The following is an 18333-nucleotide window of genomic DNA, read 5'->3' on the forward strand; positions in this document are numbered from 1 at the left end:
CACCGAGTTTTGACCCGTCCCCACTCGTCCGCTGGTCCTGAGCCCCAGGACCAGGTTCACCCGCCCCCCTCCCGCACCCGCAGCAACAGCACCGACCGCGCCCCCACCGTGACCGCCATGCCCGAGCGATGCACGACCCCGGGTGCGTCCTCCTGTTCCTCCAGGGCGGTGTCCACCACCACCTCGTACTCCTCGGCCCACGGCGCCCCCGGCAGCACAAAGCTGCCCGGGCGGTCCGCCGCGTGGAGGATCGCAAGGAAGCTGTCGTCGACGATCGGCTCGCCGCGGGCGTCCCGGCCCGGGATGTCGCGGCCGGACAAGTACATGCCGAGCGTCGCCGTCGGCGCGTACCAGTCCGCCTCTGTCATCTCCCTGCCCCGCGGCGTGAACCACGCCAGGTCCCGCAGCCCGTCCGCCGAGTGCGCGCGCCCGGAGAAGAAGGCCCGCCGCCGCAGCACGGGATGCCGGTGCCGCAGGGCGATCAGACGGGACGTCAGGTCGCACAGCGCCCGCCAGCCCGGCGATTCGAGCAGCCCCCAGTCCACCCAGCTGATCTCGTTGTCCTGGCAGTACGCGTTGTTGGAGCCTCCCTGCGTACGCCCCATCTCGTCCCCGGCGACCAGCATCGGCACCCCGGTGGAGAGCAGCAGCGTCGTGATCAGATTTCGCAGCTGCCGGCGCCGCAGCTCCGTCACCCGCTCGTCCGTGCTCTCGCCCTCCGCGCCGCAGTTCCAGGACCGGTTGTCGTCCGAACCGTCCCTGTTGCCCTCGCCGTTGGCCTCGTTGTGCTTGCGCTCGTACGACACCAGGTCCCGCAGCGTGAACCCGTCGTGCGCCGTCACGAAGTTCACCGACGCGTACGGACGCCGCCCTCCCCACGCGTAGAGGTCACTCGACCCGGAGAGCCGGTAACCCAGGTCACGGACATCGGGCAGCGCGCCCCGCCAGAAGTCCCGCACCGCGCCCCGGTAGCGGTCGTTCCACTCCGTCCACAAGGGCGGGAAGGAACCCACCTGATAGCCGCCGGACCCCACGTCCCACGGCTCCGCGATCAGCTTCACCCGCCGCAGGACCGGGTCCTGCGCGATGACCGCGAGGAAGGGCGAGAGCATGTCCACGTCGTGGAAGGACCGCGCGAGCGCCGCCGCCAGATCGAAGCGGAAGCCGTCCACGCCCATCTCGGTCACCCAGTAGCGCAGGGAGTCCGTGATCAGGCGCAGTACGTGCGGCTGCACCACCTGGAGCGTGTTCCCACAGCCCGTGTAGTCCGCGTACCGCCGCGCGTCGGACGGCTGCAGCCGGTAGTAGCCCCGGTTGTCGATGCCCTTGAGGGAGAACATCGGGCCCAGCTCGCCCGCCTCGGCCGTGTGGTTGTAGACCACGTCGAGGATCACCTCGATCCCGGCCTCGTGCAGCGCCCGCACCATCCGCTTGAACTCGCCGACCTGCTCGCCCCTGGTCCCCGACGCCGCGTACGACGCGTGCGGGGCGAAGTAGCCGATCGAGTTGTAGCCCCAGTAGTTCGTCAGGCCCCGTCTGAGCAGATGGTCCTCGTGCGCGAACTGATGCACCGGCAGCAGCTCCACCGCCGTCACACCCAGGCGCAGGAGATGGTCGATCGCCGCGGGATGCGCGAGCCCCGCGTACGTGCCCCGGAGCTCCTCCGGTATCCCCGGGTGCCGCTTCGTGAAGCCGCGCACGTGCACCTCGTAGATGACCGAGTCGGCCCACGGCGTCTTGGGGCGCCGGTCGTCCGCCCACTCGTCGTCCGGCGCGTCGTCGTGCACGACCACCCCCTTGGGCACGTACGCCGCCGAGTCCCTGTCGTCCCGCACCGTGTCGGCCACCTGCTGCTGGGGCCAGTCACGGACGTGCCCGTACACCTCGGGAGGCAGGCCGTACGCGGCGAAGTCGCCGTCCACCGCACGGGCGTAGGGGTCGAGGAGCAGCTTCGCCGGGTTCCAGCGGGCGCCCGTCCACGGGTCCCAGCGGCCGTGCACCCGATAGCCATAGCGCCGGCCCGGATGGACGCCGGGCACGAAGCCGTGCCATATCTCGTGCGTCAGCTCGGTCAGCGGACAGCGCGTCTCGACGCCCTCGTCGTCGAACAGACAGAGCTCGACGGCCTGAGCACCTCCCGCCCACAGCGCGAAGTTGGTGCCCGCGACGCCATCGGGCCCGACTCTGAACCGCGCGCCGAGCGGCGTCGGCGCCCCCGGCCACACGGGCAGCCGGCGTGTCTCGGCGGCGGCCGGCGGCGCCGCCCGCGCGGGGGTGCCCGTCCCGTTCACGGCCAGCTTCCCGGCCACGGAGGCCGCGCCGGTCCCGCGCCGCCCACCCCGCAGTGCTTCCTGTTCGGCTGCGCTCGACACCCATCCGCCTCCTGCGGCTCGACCCCTGCCGCGTCCCGGCGGCGGGGGCGTACCGGACCGGACGACGCGTGGATCCAAGGGGTTCCCGCGCCGTCCTCCTCACTGTTCTGCCCAGCGGGTGCGTCGCACTCACGTTTCCCCAGGAGGGGGACGGTCGTTGGGACGGACGTGAGACAGGTAGCGAGGCGCGCACGGCGCGCAGGGGCCGCGCTGGCCGCCGTAATGACATGGGCAGGACTGCTCGCCGGAGCCGCGGGGTGCACCGGTGACGGCGGTGGCATCGACCGGCTGATGGGCAAGCCCCGTTCGCCCGACGACGCGATCCGGGTGACGCCCGAAGACGGCAGCAAGGGCGTCAAGGGCGATGAACAGCTCCGGGTCGAGGTCCCCGACGGACGCCTCGAATCGGTGAAGGTCTCCCGGGTGCAGGACGCGCACGAACTCCCCGTGCCCGGCCGCATCGACGAGGACGGCACGAGCTGGCGGCCCTTGGACGAAGGTGGCCTGGCACTCGCGGCGAAGTACTCGGTGGACGCCGTGGCCCTCGACGGCTACGGCCACCGCTCGGCCCGGCACACGACGTTCACGACGGACGTCCCCGACGAGCGGTTCGTCGGCTACGTGACGCCGGAGAACCGCTCCACGGTCGGCACCGGCATGATCGTCTCCCTGGAGTTCAACCGGGAGGTCGTCAACCGCGAGGCGGTCCAGCGGGCCATCCACGTCACCGCCGATCCCGCCGTCGACGTACGGCCGCACTGGTTCGGCGGCGGCCGCGTGGACTTCCGCCCGGAGAAGTACTGGAAGCCCGGCACGAAGGTCACCGTCGGCCTGCGCCTGCGCGACGTCGAGGCCGCCCCCGGCGTCTACGGCTTGCAGGACAAGAGCTTCTCGTTCACGGTCGGGCGCAACCAGGAGAGCCTGGTCGACGCCGCCGAGCACACCATGGAAGTACGACGCGACGGCGAGCTCGTCTCGACGGTCCCGATCACCGCGGGGGCCCCCAAGACCACCACGTACAACGGGAAGATGGTGGTCACCGAGATGCTGGAGGTGACCCGCATGAACAGCCGCACCGTCGGCTTCGGCGGCGAGTACGACATCCCCGACGTCCCGCACGCGATGCGCCTGACCACCTCCGGCACGTTCCTGCACGGCAACTACTGGTCGCCGGACGCCCCGGGCAACACGAACGTCAGCCATGGCTGCGTGGGCCTGCGCGATGTGAAGGGCGGCAGTTCACAGACGCCGGCGGGGTGGTTCTTCGACCGGAGCCTCATCGGTGACGTCGTGGAAGTGGTCAACAGCCATGACAAGAAAGTGGCTCCTGACAACGGGCTCGGTGGCTGGAACATGAAGTGGAAGGACTGGACGGCGCCGCCCGGCGCCGAGCCGCAAGCCAAGGCCGAAGACCCCAGCTGAGGCAGGGCCCGCACCCCATGCGCAGTTGGGACTGAACGGTGACATTGGCGGGGAGTCATCGGTCAGGGCCGTGTGGTTATCTAGCGCAGGCGCGTGTCTGTGCGCGCTGATGCACTGGGGTGCGGGCCTGACCAGGCCGTGCGAGGGGAGACAACATCTTGAACGGGCGACCGATATCGGGGACGTCGGTTGGTGCGCGGGGGCGCGCACGGCGGCGGGGAACCAAGGGCCTCTTTGCGGTGGCATCGGGTGTGACGCTGCTGTTGGTCACGGCGTGCGGCGGTGGCGGCTCGGACGCGGGCGACGGCAAGGGCAAGGACAAGGCAGCCGACAAGAACGCGCCGTCGGCGGCGGTCGTGACGATAGCGCCCAAGGACGGCGCCGACGCGGTGGCCACCAGCGGCGCCCTGAAGATCGCGGCCGACAAGGGCAAGCTGTCGCAGGTCAAGGTCGTGGACAGCAAGGGCAATCCGGTCCCGGGCAAGATCACTTCGGGTGGCGCCACGTGGACTCCGGCGCACCACCTCGCGGCGGCCACCAAGTACAAGGTCCACGCGATAGCCAAGGACTCCGATGGACGTGAATCGGCCAAGGACACGTCGTTCACGACGCTGACCCCCAAGAACACCTTCATCGGTCAGTTCACGCCGGAGGACGGTTCGAAGGTCGGCGTCGGGATGCCGTTCTCGGTCCACTTCACGCGGGGCATCACCGACCCGACGGCCGTCGAGAAGGCCATCGAGGTCAAGACCGAGCCGTCCGTGCCGGTCGAGGGCCACTGGTTCGGCAACGACCGCATCGACTTCCGTCCCGAGAAGTACTGGAAGCCGGGCACGGAGGTCACCGTCAAGCTCAACCTCGACGGTGTCGAGGGCCGGCCCGGGGTCTACGGCAAGCAGGCCAAGACCCTGAAGTTCACCATCGGCCGCAGCCAGGTCTCCACCGTCGACGCCAAGTCCCACCAGATGAAGGTCGTCAGGGACGGCAAGCAGATCAAGAAGTTCCCGATCACCGCGGGCGCCCCGGGCACCACGACGTACAACGGCCAGATGGTCATCAGCGAGAAGCTCCAGGTCACGCGCATGAACGGTGACACCGTCGGCTTCGGCGGCGAGTACGACATCAAGGACGTGCCGCACGCGATGCGCCTGTCCAACTCGGGCACGTTCCTCCACGGCAACTACTGGTCGGGCGGCGCCTTCGGCAACACGAACGCCAGCCACGGCTGCATAGGCCTGAGCGACGTACGCGGCGGCTACAGCAAGAAGACGCCCGCCGGATGGTTCTTCGAGAACTCCCTCATCGGGGACGTCGTGGTCGTGAAGAACTCCGCGGACAAGACGATCCAGCCCGAGAACGGCTTCAACGGCTGGAACATGTCCTGGGAGAAGTGGAAGGCCTGACCGGACCGGTCCTGCTGGACTGACCGGACCGGCCCGCGCCGTCATGCGGGGCACGGCTAACGTGCCTCGCATGACATCTGTGCATCTCGAAGTCGCCGAGGGCGTCGGCACGATCCGCCTCGACCGCCCCCCGATGAACGCGCTCGACATCGCCTTGCAGGACCGGCTCAAGGTTCTTGCCGAAGAGGCCACCGCGCGCGAGGACGTCCGCGCCGTGATCATCTACGGCGGCGAGAAGGTGTTCGCGGCGGGCGCGGACATCAAGGAAATGCAGGCCATGGACCACGCGGCGATGGTCGCGCGCTCCCGTGGTCTGCAGGACTCCTTCACGGCGGTCGCCCGCATCCCCAAGCCCGTCGTCGCCGCCGTCACCGGCTACGCCCTCGGCGGCGGCTGCGAGCTCGCGCTCTGCGCCGACTTCCGCATCGCCGCCGACGACGCCAAGCTCGGCCAGCCGGAGATCCTGCTCGGCCTGATCCCGGGCGCGGGCGGCACCCAGCGGCTCTCCCGTCTGGTCGGCCCCTCCAAGGCCAAGGACCTCATCTTCACCGGCCGCATGGTGAAGGCGGACGAGGCGCTCACCATGGGTCTTGTGGACCGGGTCGTGCCCGCCGCGGAGGTGTACGAGCAGGCGCGTCAGTGGGCCGCGCGGCTCGCCCAGGGTCCCGCGCTCGCGCTGCGCGCGGCCAAGGAGTCGGTGGACGCGGGCCTGGAGACGGACATCGACACCGGGCTCGCGATTGAACGCACCTGGTTCGCCGGTCTGTTCGCCACGGAGGACCGCGAGCGGGGCATGCGCAGCTTCGTCGAGGAGGGTCCTGGCAAGGCGAAGTTCCTCTGAAACGCCTGTGCCGATCATCTGAAGTTCCGCTGGTACGCGCCCAGTTGGGGCCGCGTCAGCCAAACCGTCCCCCGAAGGGGCGGATTATGCGCACCTTAAGAGAACCTTAAGTCTGCGTGGTCCGCAGCCGTAAGTGATCACCCGTAAGCGGTTGGTCATCGCAGGTCAGATGGCGTGTCGCAGCGGTTTGACTGCCAGCGGCATATGCCTACCCAGCCCCCCGGAATGGATGGTTCCGGGGGGCTTATTCCGTCGGAACGGCCCCGGGGGGCGCTCTGTGCGGCCATGATGGGGGCATGGCGGGGCTGGAGGGTATCGAACAGCCGCGGCGGCACGGCAGTGCGACCGCGGCGCGCTGGTCGCCGGCGGTTGAGGACGAACACGCGCTCAAGGCGCTCGAGTTGTTCGGTAATCCGACGGACGCGGAGGTTCCGCTGCCGTCGCGCCCGGAGTCCGCCGCCATCGCGCGCCGGCTCGCCCAGGTCGTCGTACTCCGTCACTGGGGTCTCTCCCCGAAGCTGACCGAGGACGTGGTGCTCCTCACCTCCGAACTCGTCGGCAATGCCGTGCGGCACACCGGCGCCCGTGTCTTCGGGCTGCGGATGACCAAGCGGCGCGGCTGGATCAGGATCGAGGTGCGCGACCCCTCGCGCGGACTGCCCTGCCTGATGCCCGTCCAGGAACTCGACCTCAGTGGCCGCGGCCTCTTCCTGGTCGACAAGCTCTCCGACCGGTGGGGCGTGGATCTGCTGCCGCGCGGCAAGACGACGTGGTTCGAGATGCGGGTCGCGGACCGCTGAGCGGGCCGCTGGGCGGACCGCTGACGCGGCTTCGGATGCAGGTGCGGATACGCGAAAGCCCCCGGTCGCCGGTTGCGGCAGTGCGGGGGCCTTCGCGGAGGGCCGTGAACGATGGGGTGTGGTCCACGGCCGCTGATGACGACCTGAGCCCGGGTCAATGGGGGTCGTGGCTCCGACTATGGCAGACGGGGGCCGGTGATCCAAAAGCCCCTAGTCGGTCAAACCGGTGCAAAACGTGACAGTTCAAAGGTGAATCCTTGGTGAGCTGGGACACCTGCCTGGTAAACACTGGTTAAGTTGAAGCTGTGACAGGTGTTCCGCAAGGGGCGACGAGATGTCCCGGAGCCTTCGCGACCCCGACCCGCGGGGTTCACGGCCGGGCAATAAGCGGCTTTCGCCCGCTATTCCCATTAAATGGTCGAGTGATTGAGACCGACCGCCGCGGAGTCCTGCGCGCGGGCGCCGCACTGACCGCCGCGGGCGCGCTCACCGCAGGCTGCTCCGCCTCCGGATCCGCCCCCGCGACGCACCAGGCCGCCCCCGCCGCCCGGCCCTCCGCCGCCAAAGCCCCCCGCGCCGCCCCCGCCCCCCGCCGCTTCCCCGGACTCCCCGACCAGATCGCGCACAGCCCCCGCGGCCGCCCCCAGGTCGCCCTCACCTTCCACGGCCAGGGCGACCCCGCCATCGCGCGCTCCCTGCTCTCCATCGCCGAGAAGGCGGACGCCAGGATCACCGTCCTCGCCGTCGGCAGCTGGCTCGACGAGCACCCGGAGCTGGCCCGCCGCATCCTCGACGGCGGCCACGACCTGGGCAACCACACCCAGCACCACCTCACCGTCAACGAGATGTCCGAGGCCGAGGCCACCGCGGAGATCACCGGCTGCGCCGACCGCCTGCGCCGACTCACCGGCTCCATCGGCGCCTGGTTCCGCCCCTCGCGCGCCGAGTGGGCGACTCCCCTCGTCGCCCGCGTCGCCCACCGCGTGGGCTACCCGCACGTCCTGTCGTACGACGTGGACTCCCTCGACTTCACCTCGCCGGGCGCCCCCGCCGTCACCCGCAAGGTCGCCGCCGAGGTGCGCGCGGGCTCCGTGGTGAGCCTGCACTTCGGGTACGCGGACACGGTCGCCGCGCTCCCCGCCGTCCTGGAAGAACTCGACCGCCGCGGCCTGCGCGCGGTGACCACCACGGAGTTGCTGACCTGATGACCCTGCACCTGAACCTCACCAAGCGCACGGGGGCGGTCCTCGCCGCCGGTGCCGTCGTCGTCGCGGCGCTCGCCGGCTGCGGCGCCGACAACCGCGACGACGAAGCCCTCGGCACCAAGGGCATCCGGAAGACCGCGAAACCCAAGGCGGCGCCCGGCCTTCCGGGCATGCCGCCCGTCCTCGACCCGAAGGACGTCTACGCGGCCGACCGCCCGGGCAGACTCTCCCCGGTCGTCAAGGACTTCCCCTCCCGGATCTACGTCCCCAACACCAACTCCAACACCGTCTCGGTCATCGATCCCAAGACGTACGAAGTGATCGACACGATCCGTGTCGGGGTCCAGCCCCAGCACGTCGTCCCCTCCTGGGACATGAAGACGCTCTGGGTCAACAACAACCGCGGCCACACGCTCACGCCCATCGACCCCAAGACCGGCAAGGCGGGCAAGCCGGTCGACGTACACGACCCGTACAACCTGTACTTCACGCCCAACGGCAAATACGCGATCGTGATGGCCTCGATGGACCGCGAGCTCGTCTTCCGCGACCCGCACACGATGAAGACGGTCAAGACCGAACCGGTGAACTGCTACGGCGTGAATCACGCCGACTTCTCCGCGGACGGGCGGTACTTCATCGTCTCCTGCGAGTTCTCCGGCGAACTCCTCAAGGTCGACACGGAGAAAATGAAGGTCATCGGCCAGCAGAAGCTGCCCTTCAAGGGCGCCATGCCGCAGGACGTGAAGGTCTCGCCCGACGGAAAGACCTTCTACGTCGCCGACATGATGGCCGACGGCATGTGGGTCCTGAGCGGCGACAGGTTCGGCAAGCCGAAGCTGCTGCCCACCGGAAAGGGCACCCACGGCCTGTACGTCAGCCGCGACTCACGCGAGATGTACATCTCCAACCGCGGCGAAGGCACCATCTCCGTCTTCGACTTCCCGAAGAACAGACTCACCAAGAAGTGGAAGCTCCCCCAAGGCGGAAGCCCCGACATGGGCGGCGTCTCCGCTGACGGCAACACCCTCTGGCTTTCCGGGCGTTACGACTCCGAGGTGTACGCCATCGACACCCGCACCGGCGTCCAGATCGCCCGCATCCCCGTCGGCGGCGGCCCGCACGGCCTCGCGGTGTATCCGCAGCCCGGGCGCTATTCGCTGGGGCACACGGGGATCTTTCGCTGAGTCATTCAACGGTTGACGACCGCGGCCACCGGGCACGAAAAGGGTAGTTCCGCATGCCCGTCCCTCTGCCCCACAGGAGGTCGCCCGTGCTGAAAGGCATCGACGTCAGCTCGTACCAATCCGCTTTCGCCACGGACGGCCTCTCCTTCGTCATCATAAAAGCGACAGAGGGCCGTTCGTACGTGAACCCGAGGCTGTCATCGCAGGCGAAGAGGGCGCGGGACGCCGGTTGTGTGGTGGGCTTCTACCACTTCCTGTGGCCGGGGAACATCAAGGCCCAGGCCGAGTACTTCGTGAGCAAGTCCCCTGAGAAATCAGGGGACTTGCTCGCGGTGGACTGGGAGTGGACGGGCGAGCACACGCGCGCGAGCAACGCGGAGAAGGACCGCTTCATCCGTGAGGTGAAGGAACTGCGTCCCTCGCACCGGGTCCTGCTGTACACGAACCGCGATTTCTGGTTGAACCACGACACCACGTCGTACGCGGGCGACGCCCTCTGGATCGCCGACTACGTGTCGGCGGGCAAGCCGCGCATCAAGGCGAAGTGGCGGATCCATCAGTACACGTCGTCGCCGCTGGACAAGAATGTCGCGGACTTCGAGAGCGAGGACGCGCTGCGGGAGTGGGCCACACCGTAGCCACCCCCGCCGCGCGACCGGTGGCGCTCAGGCGCGCCACTCCGCCGTGCGCTCCGGGGACGCTTCGGCCAGCGCCTTGGTGACCGCTTCGGTGTCCTTCGCGAGGCCGTACACGGGAGTGCCGGGCTGCTGGCGCCACGACTCGTCCTGGCCGCCGTTGTCGACGGTGTCGAAGCCGAGCTCGTCGAGCAGCTCGCGTACGACCTTCTTGGCGGCCTCGTCGTCGCCGGAGACCGGCAGTGCCACGCGGCCGGGTGTGCCCTTGGGCTGCGGCTTGTCGAGGATGTCCTGGGCGTAGGTGCCGTTGAAGGCCTTGACGACCGGATGGCCGATCTGGCGTTCGGTCCAGCGGCTCTCGGTCAGGCCCTCCTCGATCTCGGCGATCTTTCCGTCCCGCTGCTGCGGGTAGTAGTTGCCCGTGTCGATGACGGCGACGTCGTCGGCCGCGCCGTCGAGGAAGCCGGACGGCAGGTTCGGTACGGCCTTCAGGGGGATCGTCACGACGACGACCTGGGCGCCGCGCGCGGCCTCCTCGACCGTCACCGGCGTCGCGCCGGTCTCCTCGGCGAGGTCGGTGAGGGTCTGCGGGCCACGCGAGTTCGCGACGGAGACGTCGTGACCGACGGCCGTGAGGCGGCGGGTGAGGTTGCCGCCGATGTTGCCCGCTCCGATGATGCCGATCTTCATGACTCGCCCTTCCGGGGGTTGGTGCGTGCTGCCTGTCGTAGCGGAGCCAACCTCCGGAACGGCTGAGGTATTCCGGTCCCGAGGGCGGCCTCTCCTCAGAGTTTCACCACGATCTTCCCGAAGCGCCTGTTGGACTCCATCAGGCGGGAGGATGCTCGCAGGCCGCCGGGCGACCCTCGCGGTGTGACGAGGGGCACAGGAACTCGGCAGGGAGTGCGGAGAGATACCTGATGTGAGGCGTACTGAACTGGGAGACGGCATCCATGCACGTATCCGGGCGGGGGAGCGGGAGGCGTTCGGCGAGCTGTACGAGGCGTATGCGCGGACGGTCTACAACCATGCCCTGAGGCTGACCGGCGACTGGTCGGCCGCCGAGGAGGTCATGTCCGAGACCTTCCTCGCGGCCTGGCGTACCCGCGAACGCCTTGAGCCGGGCGACGGTTCGCTCAAGCCGTGGCTGCTGGGCATCGCGACGCACAAGGCGCAGAACGCCAACCGCGGGCTGCGCCGACGGCTCGCCTTCCTGTCCCGCCAGCCGTCCCCGCCCCAAGTGGCGGACTTCGCCGAGGAGTCGGCGGGCCGGATGGACGACGCGCACAAGCTGGCGGCGGTGCATGATGCGCTGCGGCGGCTGCGCCGTCCGGAGCGTGAGGTGCTCGTGCTGTGCGTGTGGTCCGGGCTCGACTACGCCCAGGCCGCCGAGGCGCTCGGCGTCCCGGTCGGCACGGTGCGGTCGCGTCTTTCGCGGGCCCGGGCACGGCTGCGGCGGCTGAGTGAGGACGGGACGGATGCGAAGAACATGACGGAACCTCGCCGTGGTCGCGGAGAGGTAGAGAGTGAGGCCGCGTTCGCGGCCCTGCCCCTGCGGGAGGAATTCCGATGAACGCCGCCACCCCGTCCCCGGGAGAGGCCGAGGCCGCTGAACTGGCCCGCCTGCTGCCGGAGTCGGACGAAGACGAATGGCAGCTTCCGCCGGGGCGTCACCTTCATTACAAGGACGTCCTGATGCACCAGATCGACCACGACACGGACCACGCACAGCAGGCCCCCGCCGCCGCGTCGCCCCGGCGCAGGCTGCTGCGTCCGGCGGTGCTGATGCCGGCCGCCGCCGCCTTCGCCGCGGCCGGCATCCTGCTGGCCACGCTTCCGTCCGGCAACACCGACGGTGTCCGTGACATGGGGTCCGGCGACGGCTCCACCTCCGACGCGGCCGTCACTCTCGGCCGGATCGCCAACGCTTCCCTGAAGGCCGATACCCAGCGGGTGAAGGCGAGCCAGTTCGTCTACACCCGCAGCCTGGTCCAGGGCAACGAGGGCGAGCTCAATGCCGAGGTGAAGCTCGGTGCTCCGTACAAGCAGGAGTCCTGGATGTCGCAGGACCCCGCTCCCGTCACGAACCTCGGCATGAACCGGGAGAGCGGAAAGGGCGCGACGATGCCCGGCCAGGACGTCCCCATCGAGACATCCGTCGTGGACGGTTCCGAGGACTCCGGAGCCATACCGGAGGGGCTGGAGCGGCCCACGTACAACTGGCTCGCCTCGCTGCCCACCGACCCCGACGCCCTGCTGAAGAAGCTGTATGCCGAGACGCAGGTGATCGAAGGGGAGGAGACGAAGGCGCAGGCCGTCTTCGACAAGATCGGTGACCTGGTCAGCTCGACGGTCATGCCGCCGGAGAATGCCGCGGCCCTCTACAAGGTCGTCGCGAAGCTCCCCGGTGTGACCGAGGTGCCCGACGCGGTGGATGCGGCGGGCCGCCACGGAATCGGCATCACTCTCGATGAGTCGTCGTGGGCAACGCGCGAGGTGTGGATCTTCGACAAGAAGTCCTTCGAATATCTCGGCTCGCGCGGCTACATGACGAAGAATCACAAGCCGGGCGGCAAGCCGGGCAAGGGGGGCAACCCCGAGGTTCTCTACGGCAGCAGCGCGATCCTGGAGCGTGCTGTCGTCGATCAGAAGGGCATGGAACCCGAGGCCGCCGACAAGCGCGGCTGATCACGGTCCGGCCGCCCGGCCCGCACCTTCCGCAGCAGCAGGAAGAGCAGCAGCCCGAAGGGTGAGAGGAGGATCGTCAGGACCAGGAGCGGTCCCATCACCAGCGGATGGACGCCGGTGCGCCGCGCCTCGCGGTACATCCACTGTCCGATCAGCAGGTCCCAGGCGATGACCTGGGCCCAGATCGCACCGGCGCCGTTCGCGAGGACGAGCAGGTCGCGGAATCCGTCGATGTCCGGGCTGCTGACCGCGGTCCAGAGTTCGGGGAAGACGGGCAGTGCCATCGTCATGTAGACGGCGAGGACCGGTACGACGGTGAGGGGCGAGGCGGCGACGCGGGCGGTGAGCCGGTGTCCCGGCGCGAAGATCATGAGCAGCCAGACCGGGGCGGCCAGCCAGAAGGTGAGTTCGAAGAGGAATCCGGTCATGCCACAAGCTCCTTGTTGCCGTTGTTGCGTCCGGGTGCCTCAACTTCCGGTTCTGTCCCGCCGGTTGAGGCACTGAGGCGAAGTGCCGCGTAGGCGCCCGCGGCCGTGGCCCCGAGGATCAGTCCCGCCGCCGTCAGCGTCGCGCCGTCCGGGCGGAGGAGCGGCTGGCCGCGCAGGGCCTGCCAGGTGACCAGGGCGAAGACGGCTGCGTACGTACCTGAGGCGAGGAGTACGAGCCGCAGCCGCACCCGCTCGTCGGCGAACCGGCCGAAGCGGGGGCGTGCCGCGAGTGCCGTCAGCCCCATGAGCAGGAGGGGCAGCAGCTGCAGCGCGTGCATGCCGACGAAGTGCGGGATCCGCAGATCGCCGCCGGTGGTCGACCAGCCGGTGAGGGCCATCGAGGGGCCGCCGTCCGGTACGCCGACGCTGTGGGCGCCGACGACCGGGGATGAGCCCCTTTCCTGGCCGGGCGCTGGCTGGGTCATCAGGAACCCGATGGCGGCACCGGCGAGCGCGAGCACGGTCCCGCTCCGCATCGCCCAGGCGGACGCGCGGTCGACGATCCGGGCGCGCAGCAGCAGGACGGCGATGACCAGGGTGCCGAGCCACAGGATGACGACGGTGACGGCCATCGCGTTGAACAGGGCCTCGTCAAACGGGGTTTGGTGGTTGAAGTGGCTGCGCTTCCCGCGGACCACCTGCCCGGTGATGATCAGCATCTCGACGAGGCTCGACACGGCGACGACCGTCCCCGCCCACCAGCCCGCCTTACGGCCACGGTCGAGCATCGACAGCATCCAGGCGAGCGAGAGGCCGTAGGCGACGAACGAGACCGAGAACTTGAACGGCTTGAACCAGATCCGCGCCCCGGTGAGGACACGGTCGTCGACGACGAGGCCGACGCCGGATATGACGGCTAAGACCGCCATGGACGCGGAGAAGGTGACGAGCGGCCGGTGCCACGAACCCCACGAACGCCATGAAGACACAGTGATCCCCCTGAACAGAATGGACGGCTGAATAGATAGTGGCGCTTACCGCTATCCGATAGCGCCACTATCTATGCTGGGTGTCGGGGATGGCAAGGGCGCGACCGGTGGCAGAGTGGCGAGCAGCGGCAGCGCGAACGGTGAGCGGGCAGGAATGTGGCCAGGAAGCGGCCAGGAAAGTGGGCAGGTCGTGCGTATTGGCGAGTTGAGCCGCAGGACCGGTGTGCCGGTGCCGACGATCAAGTACTACGTCCGTGAAGGGCTGTTGCCGCCGGGCGAGCTGAGCAGCCCGAACCAGGCGCAGTACGGCGAGACGCACGAGCGCAGGCTGCGGCTCATCCGCGCGCTGCTCGACGTGGGCGGCCTGAAGGTGGCCGCGATCGCGGAGGTGCTCGGCGCGGTCGACGATCCCGGCCGCCCGCTGCACAAGGTGCTCGGCGCCGCCGCCGACCGGCTCGGTTCGGCGGGGGAGGCCGACGACGACGCCGAAGCGGCGGCGGCGAATTCGGCGGTCGAGGAGCTGATCGCGCGCCGGGGCTGGCGGACCCACGAGTCGAACCCCGCCGCCGACGACCTCTCACGGGCCCTGGCCGCCATGGGCCGGCTCGGCCACGGAGCGTTCACGGAACTCCTCGACGAGTACGCCGACGCCGCCGAGGTCGTCGCCCGCGCCGACCTCGGTTACGTGGACCGGCGGGTGGCGGTCGAGGACTTGGTGGAGAGCGTGGTCATCGGCACGGTGCTGGGGGAGGCCGTGTTCAACGCGATGCGGCGCATGGCGCATGTGGACGCGTCGGCGCGGTTGTTCGGAAGCGAGCGCCCGAGTTGACCATGCCGTGGCGGTCGCGGACTCGTCCTCCTTCGGTCAGGCGCGGGCCAGCAACCGCCCGAGCGTGTCCTGGAGTTCGGCCTGCGCCACGCGTACCGCCTCCTCCGCGTCCATCGCCTCGACGGCCCGCACGAGCGCGGCGTGGGCGGCGTCCCCGTGATGCGTCTCCTCGGTGCGTACGTCGATCAGGTCGAGGAGGTCGAGCAGGCCCTCCCGCAGCACGGGGGTGAACTCCGCGAAGAGGTCCGTGAGCACGGGATTGCGGGCCGCCGCGACGACCGCCGCGTGCAGGGCGATATCGGCGTCGATGAACTCCGCGTCGCCCGCCGCGGCGGTGGCCCTGCGTCGCGCGAGGGCGGCCCGCATCGCCGCGATGTCCTCGTCCGTGCGCCGCAGGGCCGCGAGCCGCGCCGCCTGCACCTCCACCAGCATCCGCACCTCGTACACGTCCGACACCGCCGCCCGCCGCAGCCGCGTGGGCCAGTCCGCGACCACTTCCGTCGCGATGACGAAGACGCCGGAGCCCTGGCGCGGCTGCACGAGACCGGCTCCCGCGAGGGCGCGCAGCGCCTCGCGGACGGTGGAGCGGCCGATGCCGAGCTCCTTGGCGAGTGTCGTTTCGCCGGGGAGTTTGCTGCCGACGGGCCAGTGGCCGCCGGTGATCTGCTCGCGCAGGCGCTCGGCGGCCTGTTCGACGAGGGGGCTGGGGCGTAGGGAGTTCAGGGGCATCGGGGGCACCTTGTCTGACGGGCACTTGCCTGAGGAGTACTCGTCTGAGGAGTACTTGTCTGAGGACCTGAGGTGTGGCTAGTGTAGCCGCATGATCTTCTGCGGTCTCCTTCTTCTCGGCTGCCGCGGCGGGGCCTGAAGCGACCGGCACCCCGCCGCGGGGTGCCGTGCTGCCGGTCGGCGAATCGACCGAGCCGAGAGGCAGCTCCATGAACTCCCCTGCGTACCCCCACCCGTACCCGTGGAATCCCCAGCGCCCCAGCGCGATGCCCTCCCACCGCTACCGCCCCTACCAGGACCGGGTCGATGTGCCCTCGCCCCCGGACCGGAGCTGGCCCTCCGCCCGCATCGAGCGCGCCCCCCTCTGGGTCCCCGTCGACCTGCGCGACGGCAATCAGGCGCTCGCCGAGCCGATGGACCCCGGTCGCAAGCGCCGCTTCTTCGACCTGCTGGTCTCGATGGGGTTCAAGGAGATCGAGGTCGGCTATCCGTCGGCCAGCCGCGCGGACTTCGACTTCGTACGCGATCTCGCGGCCCTCAGCGCGAGCGGCGGAATCCCCGAGGACGTGAGCATTGTCGTCTTCACGCCCGCCAAGCCCGAACTCATCGACCGCACCTTCGCGTCGATCGAGGGACTGCCCCGCGCCGTCGTCCATCTCTACATCCCCACCTCGCCCGTCTGGCGCGACGTGGTGCTCGGGCGGTCGCGAGCACAAGTGCGCGACGTCGTCACGGAAGCCGCCACCCACATGGCCCGGCTGGCCGACGCGCGGCCCGGCGCGGACATCCGGTTCCAGTTCTCGCCGGAGACCTTCAACCTGACCGAGCCCGGCTACGTACTCGAACTCTGCGACGGACTCACCGAGTTGTGGGACGCGAGTCCCGGCCGTCCCGTCACCCACAACCTGCCGGTGACCGTCGAGATCGCGACCCCGAACGTTTACGCCGACCAGATCGAGTACCTGCACCAGAACCTCTCCCGGCGCGACTCCGTCATCCTCTCCGTCCACCCGCACAACGACCGCGGCACCGGCGTGGCCTGCGCCGAACTCGCCGTCCTGGCCGGGGCCCAGCGCGTCGAGGGCTGCCTCTTCGGCAACGGCGAGCGCACCGGCAACGTGGATCTGGTGACCCTCGCCCTCAACCTGCACGCCCAAGGCGTCGACCCCATGGTCGACTTCTCCGACATCGACGCCGTACGCGAGGTCGTCGAGCACTGCAATCGGCTCCCCGTGCATCCCCGCCACCCCTACGCCGGCGACCTCGTCCACACCGCATTCTCCGGCACCCACCAGGACGCCATCAGCAAGGGATTCGCCCATCACGCCCGCCGGGCAGCCGAGTTGGGGCTGCCGGAGAGCGAGGCGCCGTGGGACGTGCCGTATCTGCCCATCGATCCCGTCGACATCGGACGCACCTACGAGGCCGTCATCCGCGTCAACTCCCAGTCGGGCAAGGGCGGAATGGCGTATCTGCTGCGGACCCGGCACGGACTCGACCTGCCGCAGCGCATGCGCCCCGACTTCTCGCGCGTCGTGCAGGAGGCCACCGACGACAGCGGTCAGGAGGCGAGCGCCAAGGAGCTGTACGAACTGTTCCGCGCGACGTACGTCGCGCCGGGGGAGGGCGGCGGCGACGTGGAGCTGATCTCCTGGACCACCGACCGCGCCCCGGACGGCGCCCACCGCTTCATCTGCACGCTCCAAGTCGGTGACAGGGCAGGGGACTTCGAAGGAGCGGGCAACGGTCCGCTGTCCGCATTCGTCGAGGCGCTGGCCGCCGCCGGGATCGCCGTCGACATCCTGGACTACTCCGAGCACGCCACCGGGGAGGGCGGCACCAGCGAGGCCGTCGCGTACGCGGAGTGCCGGGTGGGCGGTGTCGTCCGCTGGGGAGCGGGCCTGGACACCTCGGTCCTGACCGCCTCCGTGCAGGCGGTGCTCGCGGCAGTGAACCGGGCGGCGGTCGCCCGGTGACCCCCGTCCTGCACGCGGACGACGTCACCGTCGTCCGCGAGGGCCGCCCCATCCTCGAAGAGGTCACCCTCACCGTCCGCCCCGGCGAACACTGGGCGCTGCTCGGCCCGAACGGCGCCGGAAAGTCGACCCTGCTCAGCCTCTGCGGCGCGGTCACCCATCCCACGCGCGGCACGGTCGAGGTGCTCGGCCGCCGCCTGGGCAGTGTCGACCTGCGCGAACTGCGCGCGTACGTCGGACACGTGAACCCGCGCCATTTGCTCCGCTCACCCCTGCGGGTTCGCGACGTCGTTCTGACCGGGCTCACCAACAGCGTGGAACCGGTGCCCCGTTGGCGCCCCACGCCTGAGCAGGAGGAACAGGCCGACGCTCTGATCGCGATGCTCGGCCTCGCCCACCGCACGGACGCCCGCTGGCCCACGCTCTCCCAGGGCGAACGCGGCCGGACGCTCATCGCGCGCTCGCTGATGCCGAGACCGCGGCTCCTCCTGCTCGACGAACCGGCCACCGGCCTCGACCTCGTAGGCCGCGAACGCCTCCTGGACAGCCTGGACACTCTGCGCGAGACCCACCCCGAACTCGCCACAGTCCTGGTCACGCACCACCTGGAGGAACTCCCGGCCGGTACGACACACGCGCTGCTGCTGCGCGAGGGGCGCGCGCTCGCCTCCGGCGCCGTGGACGACGTACTGACCAGTGATCAGGTCAGCAAATGCTTCGACCATCCGGTACGGCTCGAACGTACGGAGGGGCGGTGGAGCGTGCGGGCCGCGCGGCGACCCCGCTGAGTACGCGGAAGGGGCCCGGCGCTCGCGCGTGCCGGGCCCCT

Annotated in this window: 17 protein-coding genes; 12 read left to right on the forward strand and 5 right to left on the reverse strand. The window is 69.9% G+C overall.

Features of this window, described 5'->3' with window-relative positions; all coding sequences use genetic code 11:
* Positions 1–56: 56 nt before the first annotated feature.
* Positions 57–2372, reverse strand: a complete 2316-nt coding sequence (gene glgX / locus ACGFX9_RS17075; RefSeq protein WP_393471742.1) for a glycogen debranching protein GlgX — start codon at positions 2370–2372, stop codon at positions 57–59.
* 222 nt (positions 2373–2594) lie between these two features.
* Between glgX and ACGFX9_RS17080 the strand changes: the two genes are divergently transcribed.
* From ACGFX9_RS17080 to ACGFX9_RS17110, 7 genes are all read left to right on the forward strand, one after another.
* Entirely contained in the window at positions 2595–3794 is a 1200-nt protein-coding gene (locus ACGFX9_RS17080) for an Ig-like domain-containing protein (RefSeq protein ID WP_393471745.1), read from the forward strand.
* Between the two features lie 158 nt (positions 3795–3952).
* The gene (locus tag ACGFX9_RS17085) at positions 3953–5197 is read left to right on the forward strand and encodes an Ig-like domain-containing protein (protein ID WP_393471748.1); all 1245 of its coding nucleotides are present in this window, start codon (positions 3953–3955) and stop codon (positions 5195–5197) included.
* A gap of 70 nt (positions 5198–5267) precedes the next feature.
* Complete coding sequence (locus ACGFX9_RS17090; RefSeq protein WP_393471750.1) at positions 5268–6038, forward strand: enoyl-CoA hydratase/isomerase family protein; 771 nt, start codon at positions 5268–5270, stop codon at positions 6036–6038.
* Between the two features lie 191 nt (positions 6039–6229).
* On the forward strand, positions 6230–6838 hold the full coding sequence (locus tag ACGFX9_RS17095) for an ATP-binding protein (protein WP_393472488.1): 609 nt from the start codon (positions 6230–6232) through the stop codon (positions 6836–6838).
* A 422-nt stretch (positions 6839–7260) separates the two neighbouring features.
* Positions 7261–8043 (forward strand): polysaccharide deacetylase family protein, encoded by a 783-nt coding sequence (locus ACGFX9_RS17100; RefSeq protein ID WP_393471753.1) that lies wholly within the window; start codon positions 7261–7263, stop codon positions 8041–8043.
* Entirely contained in the window at positions 8043–9230 is a 1188-nt protein-coding gene (locus ACGFX9_RS17105) for a YncE family protein (protein WP_393471755.1), read from the forward strand. The genes ACGFX9_RS17100 and ACGFX9_RS17105 overlap by 1 nt, the downstream gene beginning before the upstream one ends.
* Before the next feature lie 86 nt (positions 9231–9316).
* Positions 9317–9868, forward strand: coding sequence for a glycoside hydrolase family 25 protein (locus ACGFX9_RS17110; RefSeq protein ID WP_393471758.1), 552 nt, complete (start codon positions 9317–9319; stop codon positions 9866–9868).
* A 27-nt stretch (positions 9869–9895) separates the two neighbouring features.
* Here ACGFX9_RS17110 and ACGFX9_RS17115 read toward each other — a convergent pair whose 3' ends face one another.
* On the reverse strand, positions 9896–10555 hold the full coding sequence (locus ACGFX9_RS17115; protein ID WP_393471761.1) for an NADPH-dependent F420 reductase: 660 nt from the start codon (positions 10553–10555) through the stop codon (positions 9896–9898).
* Positions 10556–10787: 232 nt separating this feature from the next.
* Here ACGFX9_RS17115 and ACGFX9_RS17120 point away from each other — a divergent pair, with 232 nt between their 5' ends.
* Together ACGFX9_RS17120 and ACGFX9_RS17125 are read left to right on the forward strand one after the other, a co-directional pair.
* The gene (locus ACGFX9_RS17120; protein WP_393471764.1) at positions 10788–11438 is read left to right on the forward strand and encodes an RNA polymerase sigma factor; all 651 of its coding nucleotides are present in this window, start codon (positions 10788–10790) and stop codon (positions 11436–11438) included.
* Complete coding sequence (locus ACGFX9_RS17125; RefSeq protein ID WP_393471768.1) at positions 11435–12553, forward strand: CU044_5270 family protein; 1119 nt, start codon at positions 11435–11437, stop codon at positions 12551–12553. The genes ACGFX9_RS17120 and ACGFX9_RS17125 overlap by 4 nt, the downstream gene beginning before the upstream one ends.
* Here the strand turns inward: ACGFX9_RS17125 and ACGFX9_RS17130 are convergent.
* Together ACGFX9_RS17130 and ACGFX9_RS17135 are read right to left on the reverse strand one after the other, a co-directional pair.
* Positions 12511–12981: an ABA4-like family protein gene (locus tag ACGFX9_RS17130; RefSeq protein ID WP_393471771.1), complete on the reverse strand. Its 471-nt coding sequence runs from the start codon at positions 12979–12981 to the stop codon at positions 12511–12513. The genes ACGFX9_RS17125 and ACGFX9_RS17130 overlap by 43 nt on opposite strands.
* Positions 12978–13910 carry a hypothetical protein gene (locus ACGFX9_RS17135; protein WP_393471774.1) on the reverse strand — a complete coding sequence of 311 codons (933 nt, stop codon included), beginning with the start codon at positions 13908–13910 and terminating at the stop codon, positions 12978–12980. The genes ACGFX9_RS17130 and ACGFX9_RS17135 overlap by 4 nt, the downstream gene beginning before the upstream one ends.
* Positions 13911–14160: 250 nt before the next feature.
* On the opposite strand from ACGFX9_RS17135, the gene ACGFX9_RS17140 reads away from it, so the two are divergent.
* Positions 14161–14799, forward strand: coding sequence for a MerR family transcriptional regulator (locus tag ACGFX9_RS17140; RefSeq protein WP_393471777.1), 639 nt, complete (start codon positions 14161–14163; stop codon positions 14797–14799).
* A 36-nt stretch (positions 14800–14835) separates the two neighbouring features.
* Here the strand turns inward: ACGFX9_RS17140 and ACGFX9_RS17145 are convergent, their stop codons facing one another.
* Positions 14836–15528 (reverse strand): FadR/GntR family transcriptional regulator, encoded by a 693-nt coding sequence (locus ACGFX9_RS17145; RefSeq protein ID WP_393471780.1) that lies wholly within the window; start codon positions 15526–15528, stop codon positions 14836–14838.
* A 209-nt stretch (positions 15529–15737) separates the two neighbouring features.
* Between ACGFX9_RS17145 and leuA the strand changes: the two genes are divergently transcribed.
* Together leuA and ACGFX9_RS17155 are read left to right on the forward strand one after the other, a co-directional pair.
* On the forward strand, positions 15738–17504 hold the full coding sequence (leuA, locus tag ACGFX9_RS17150) for a 2-isopropylmalate synthase (protein WP_393471783.1): 1767 nt from the start codon (positions 15738–15740) through the stop codon (positions 17502–17504).
* Positions 17501–18292, forward strand: a complete 792-nt coding sequence (locus ACGFX9_RS17155; protein WP_393471786.1) for an ABC transporter ATP-binding protein — start codon at positions 17501–17503, stop codon at positions 18290–18292. Before leuA ends, ACGFX9_RS17155 begins: the two co-directional genes overlap by 4 nt.
* Positions 18293–18333: the final 41 nt, after the last annotated feature.

This window comes from Streptomyces sp. NPDC048436 (assembly GCF_043200355.1).
Classification (GTDB): Bacteria; Actinomycetota; Actinomycetes; order Streptomycetales; family Streptomycetaceae; genus Streptomyces.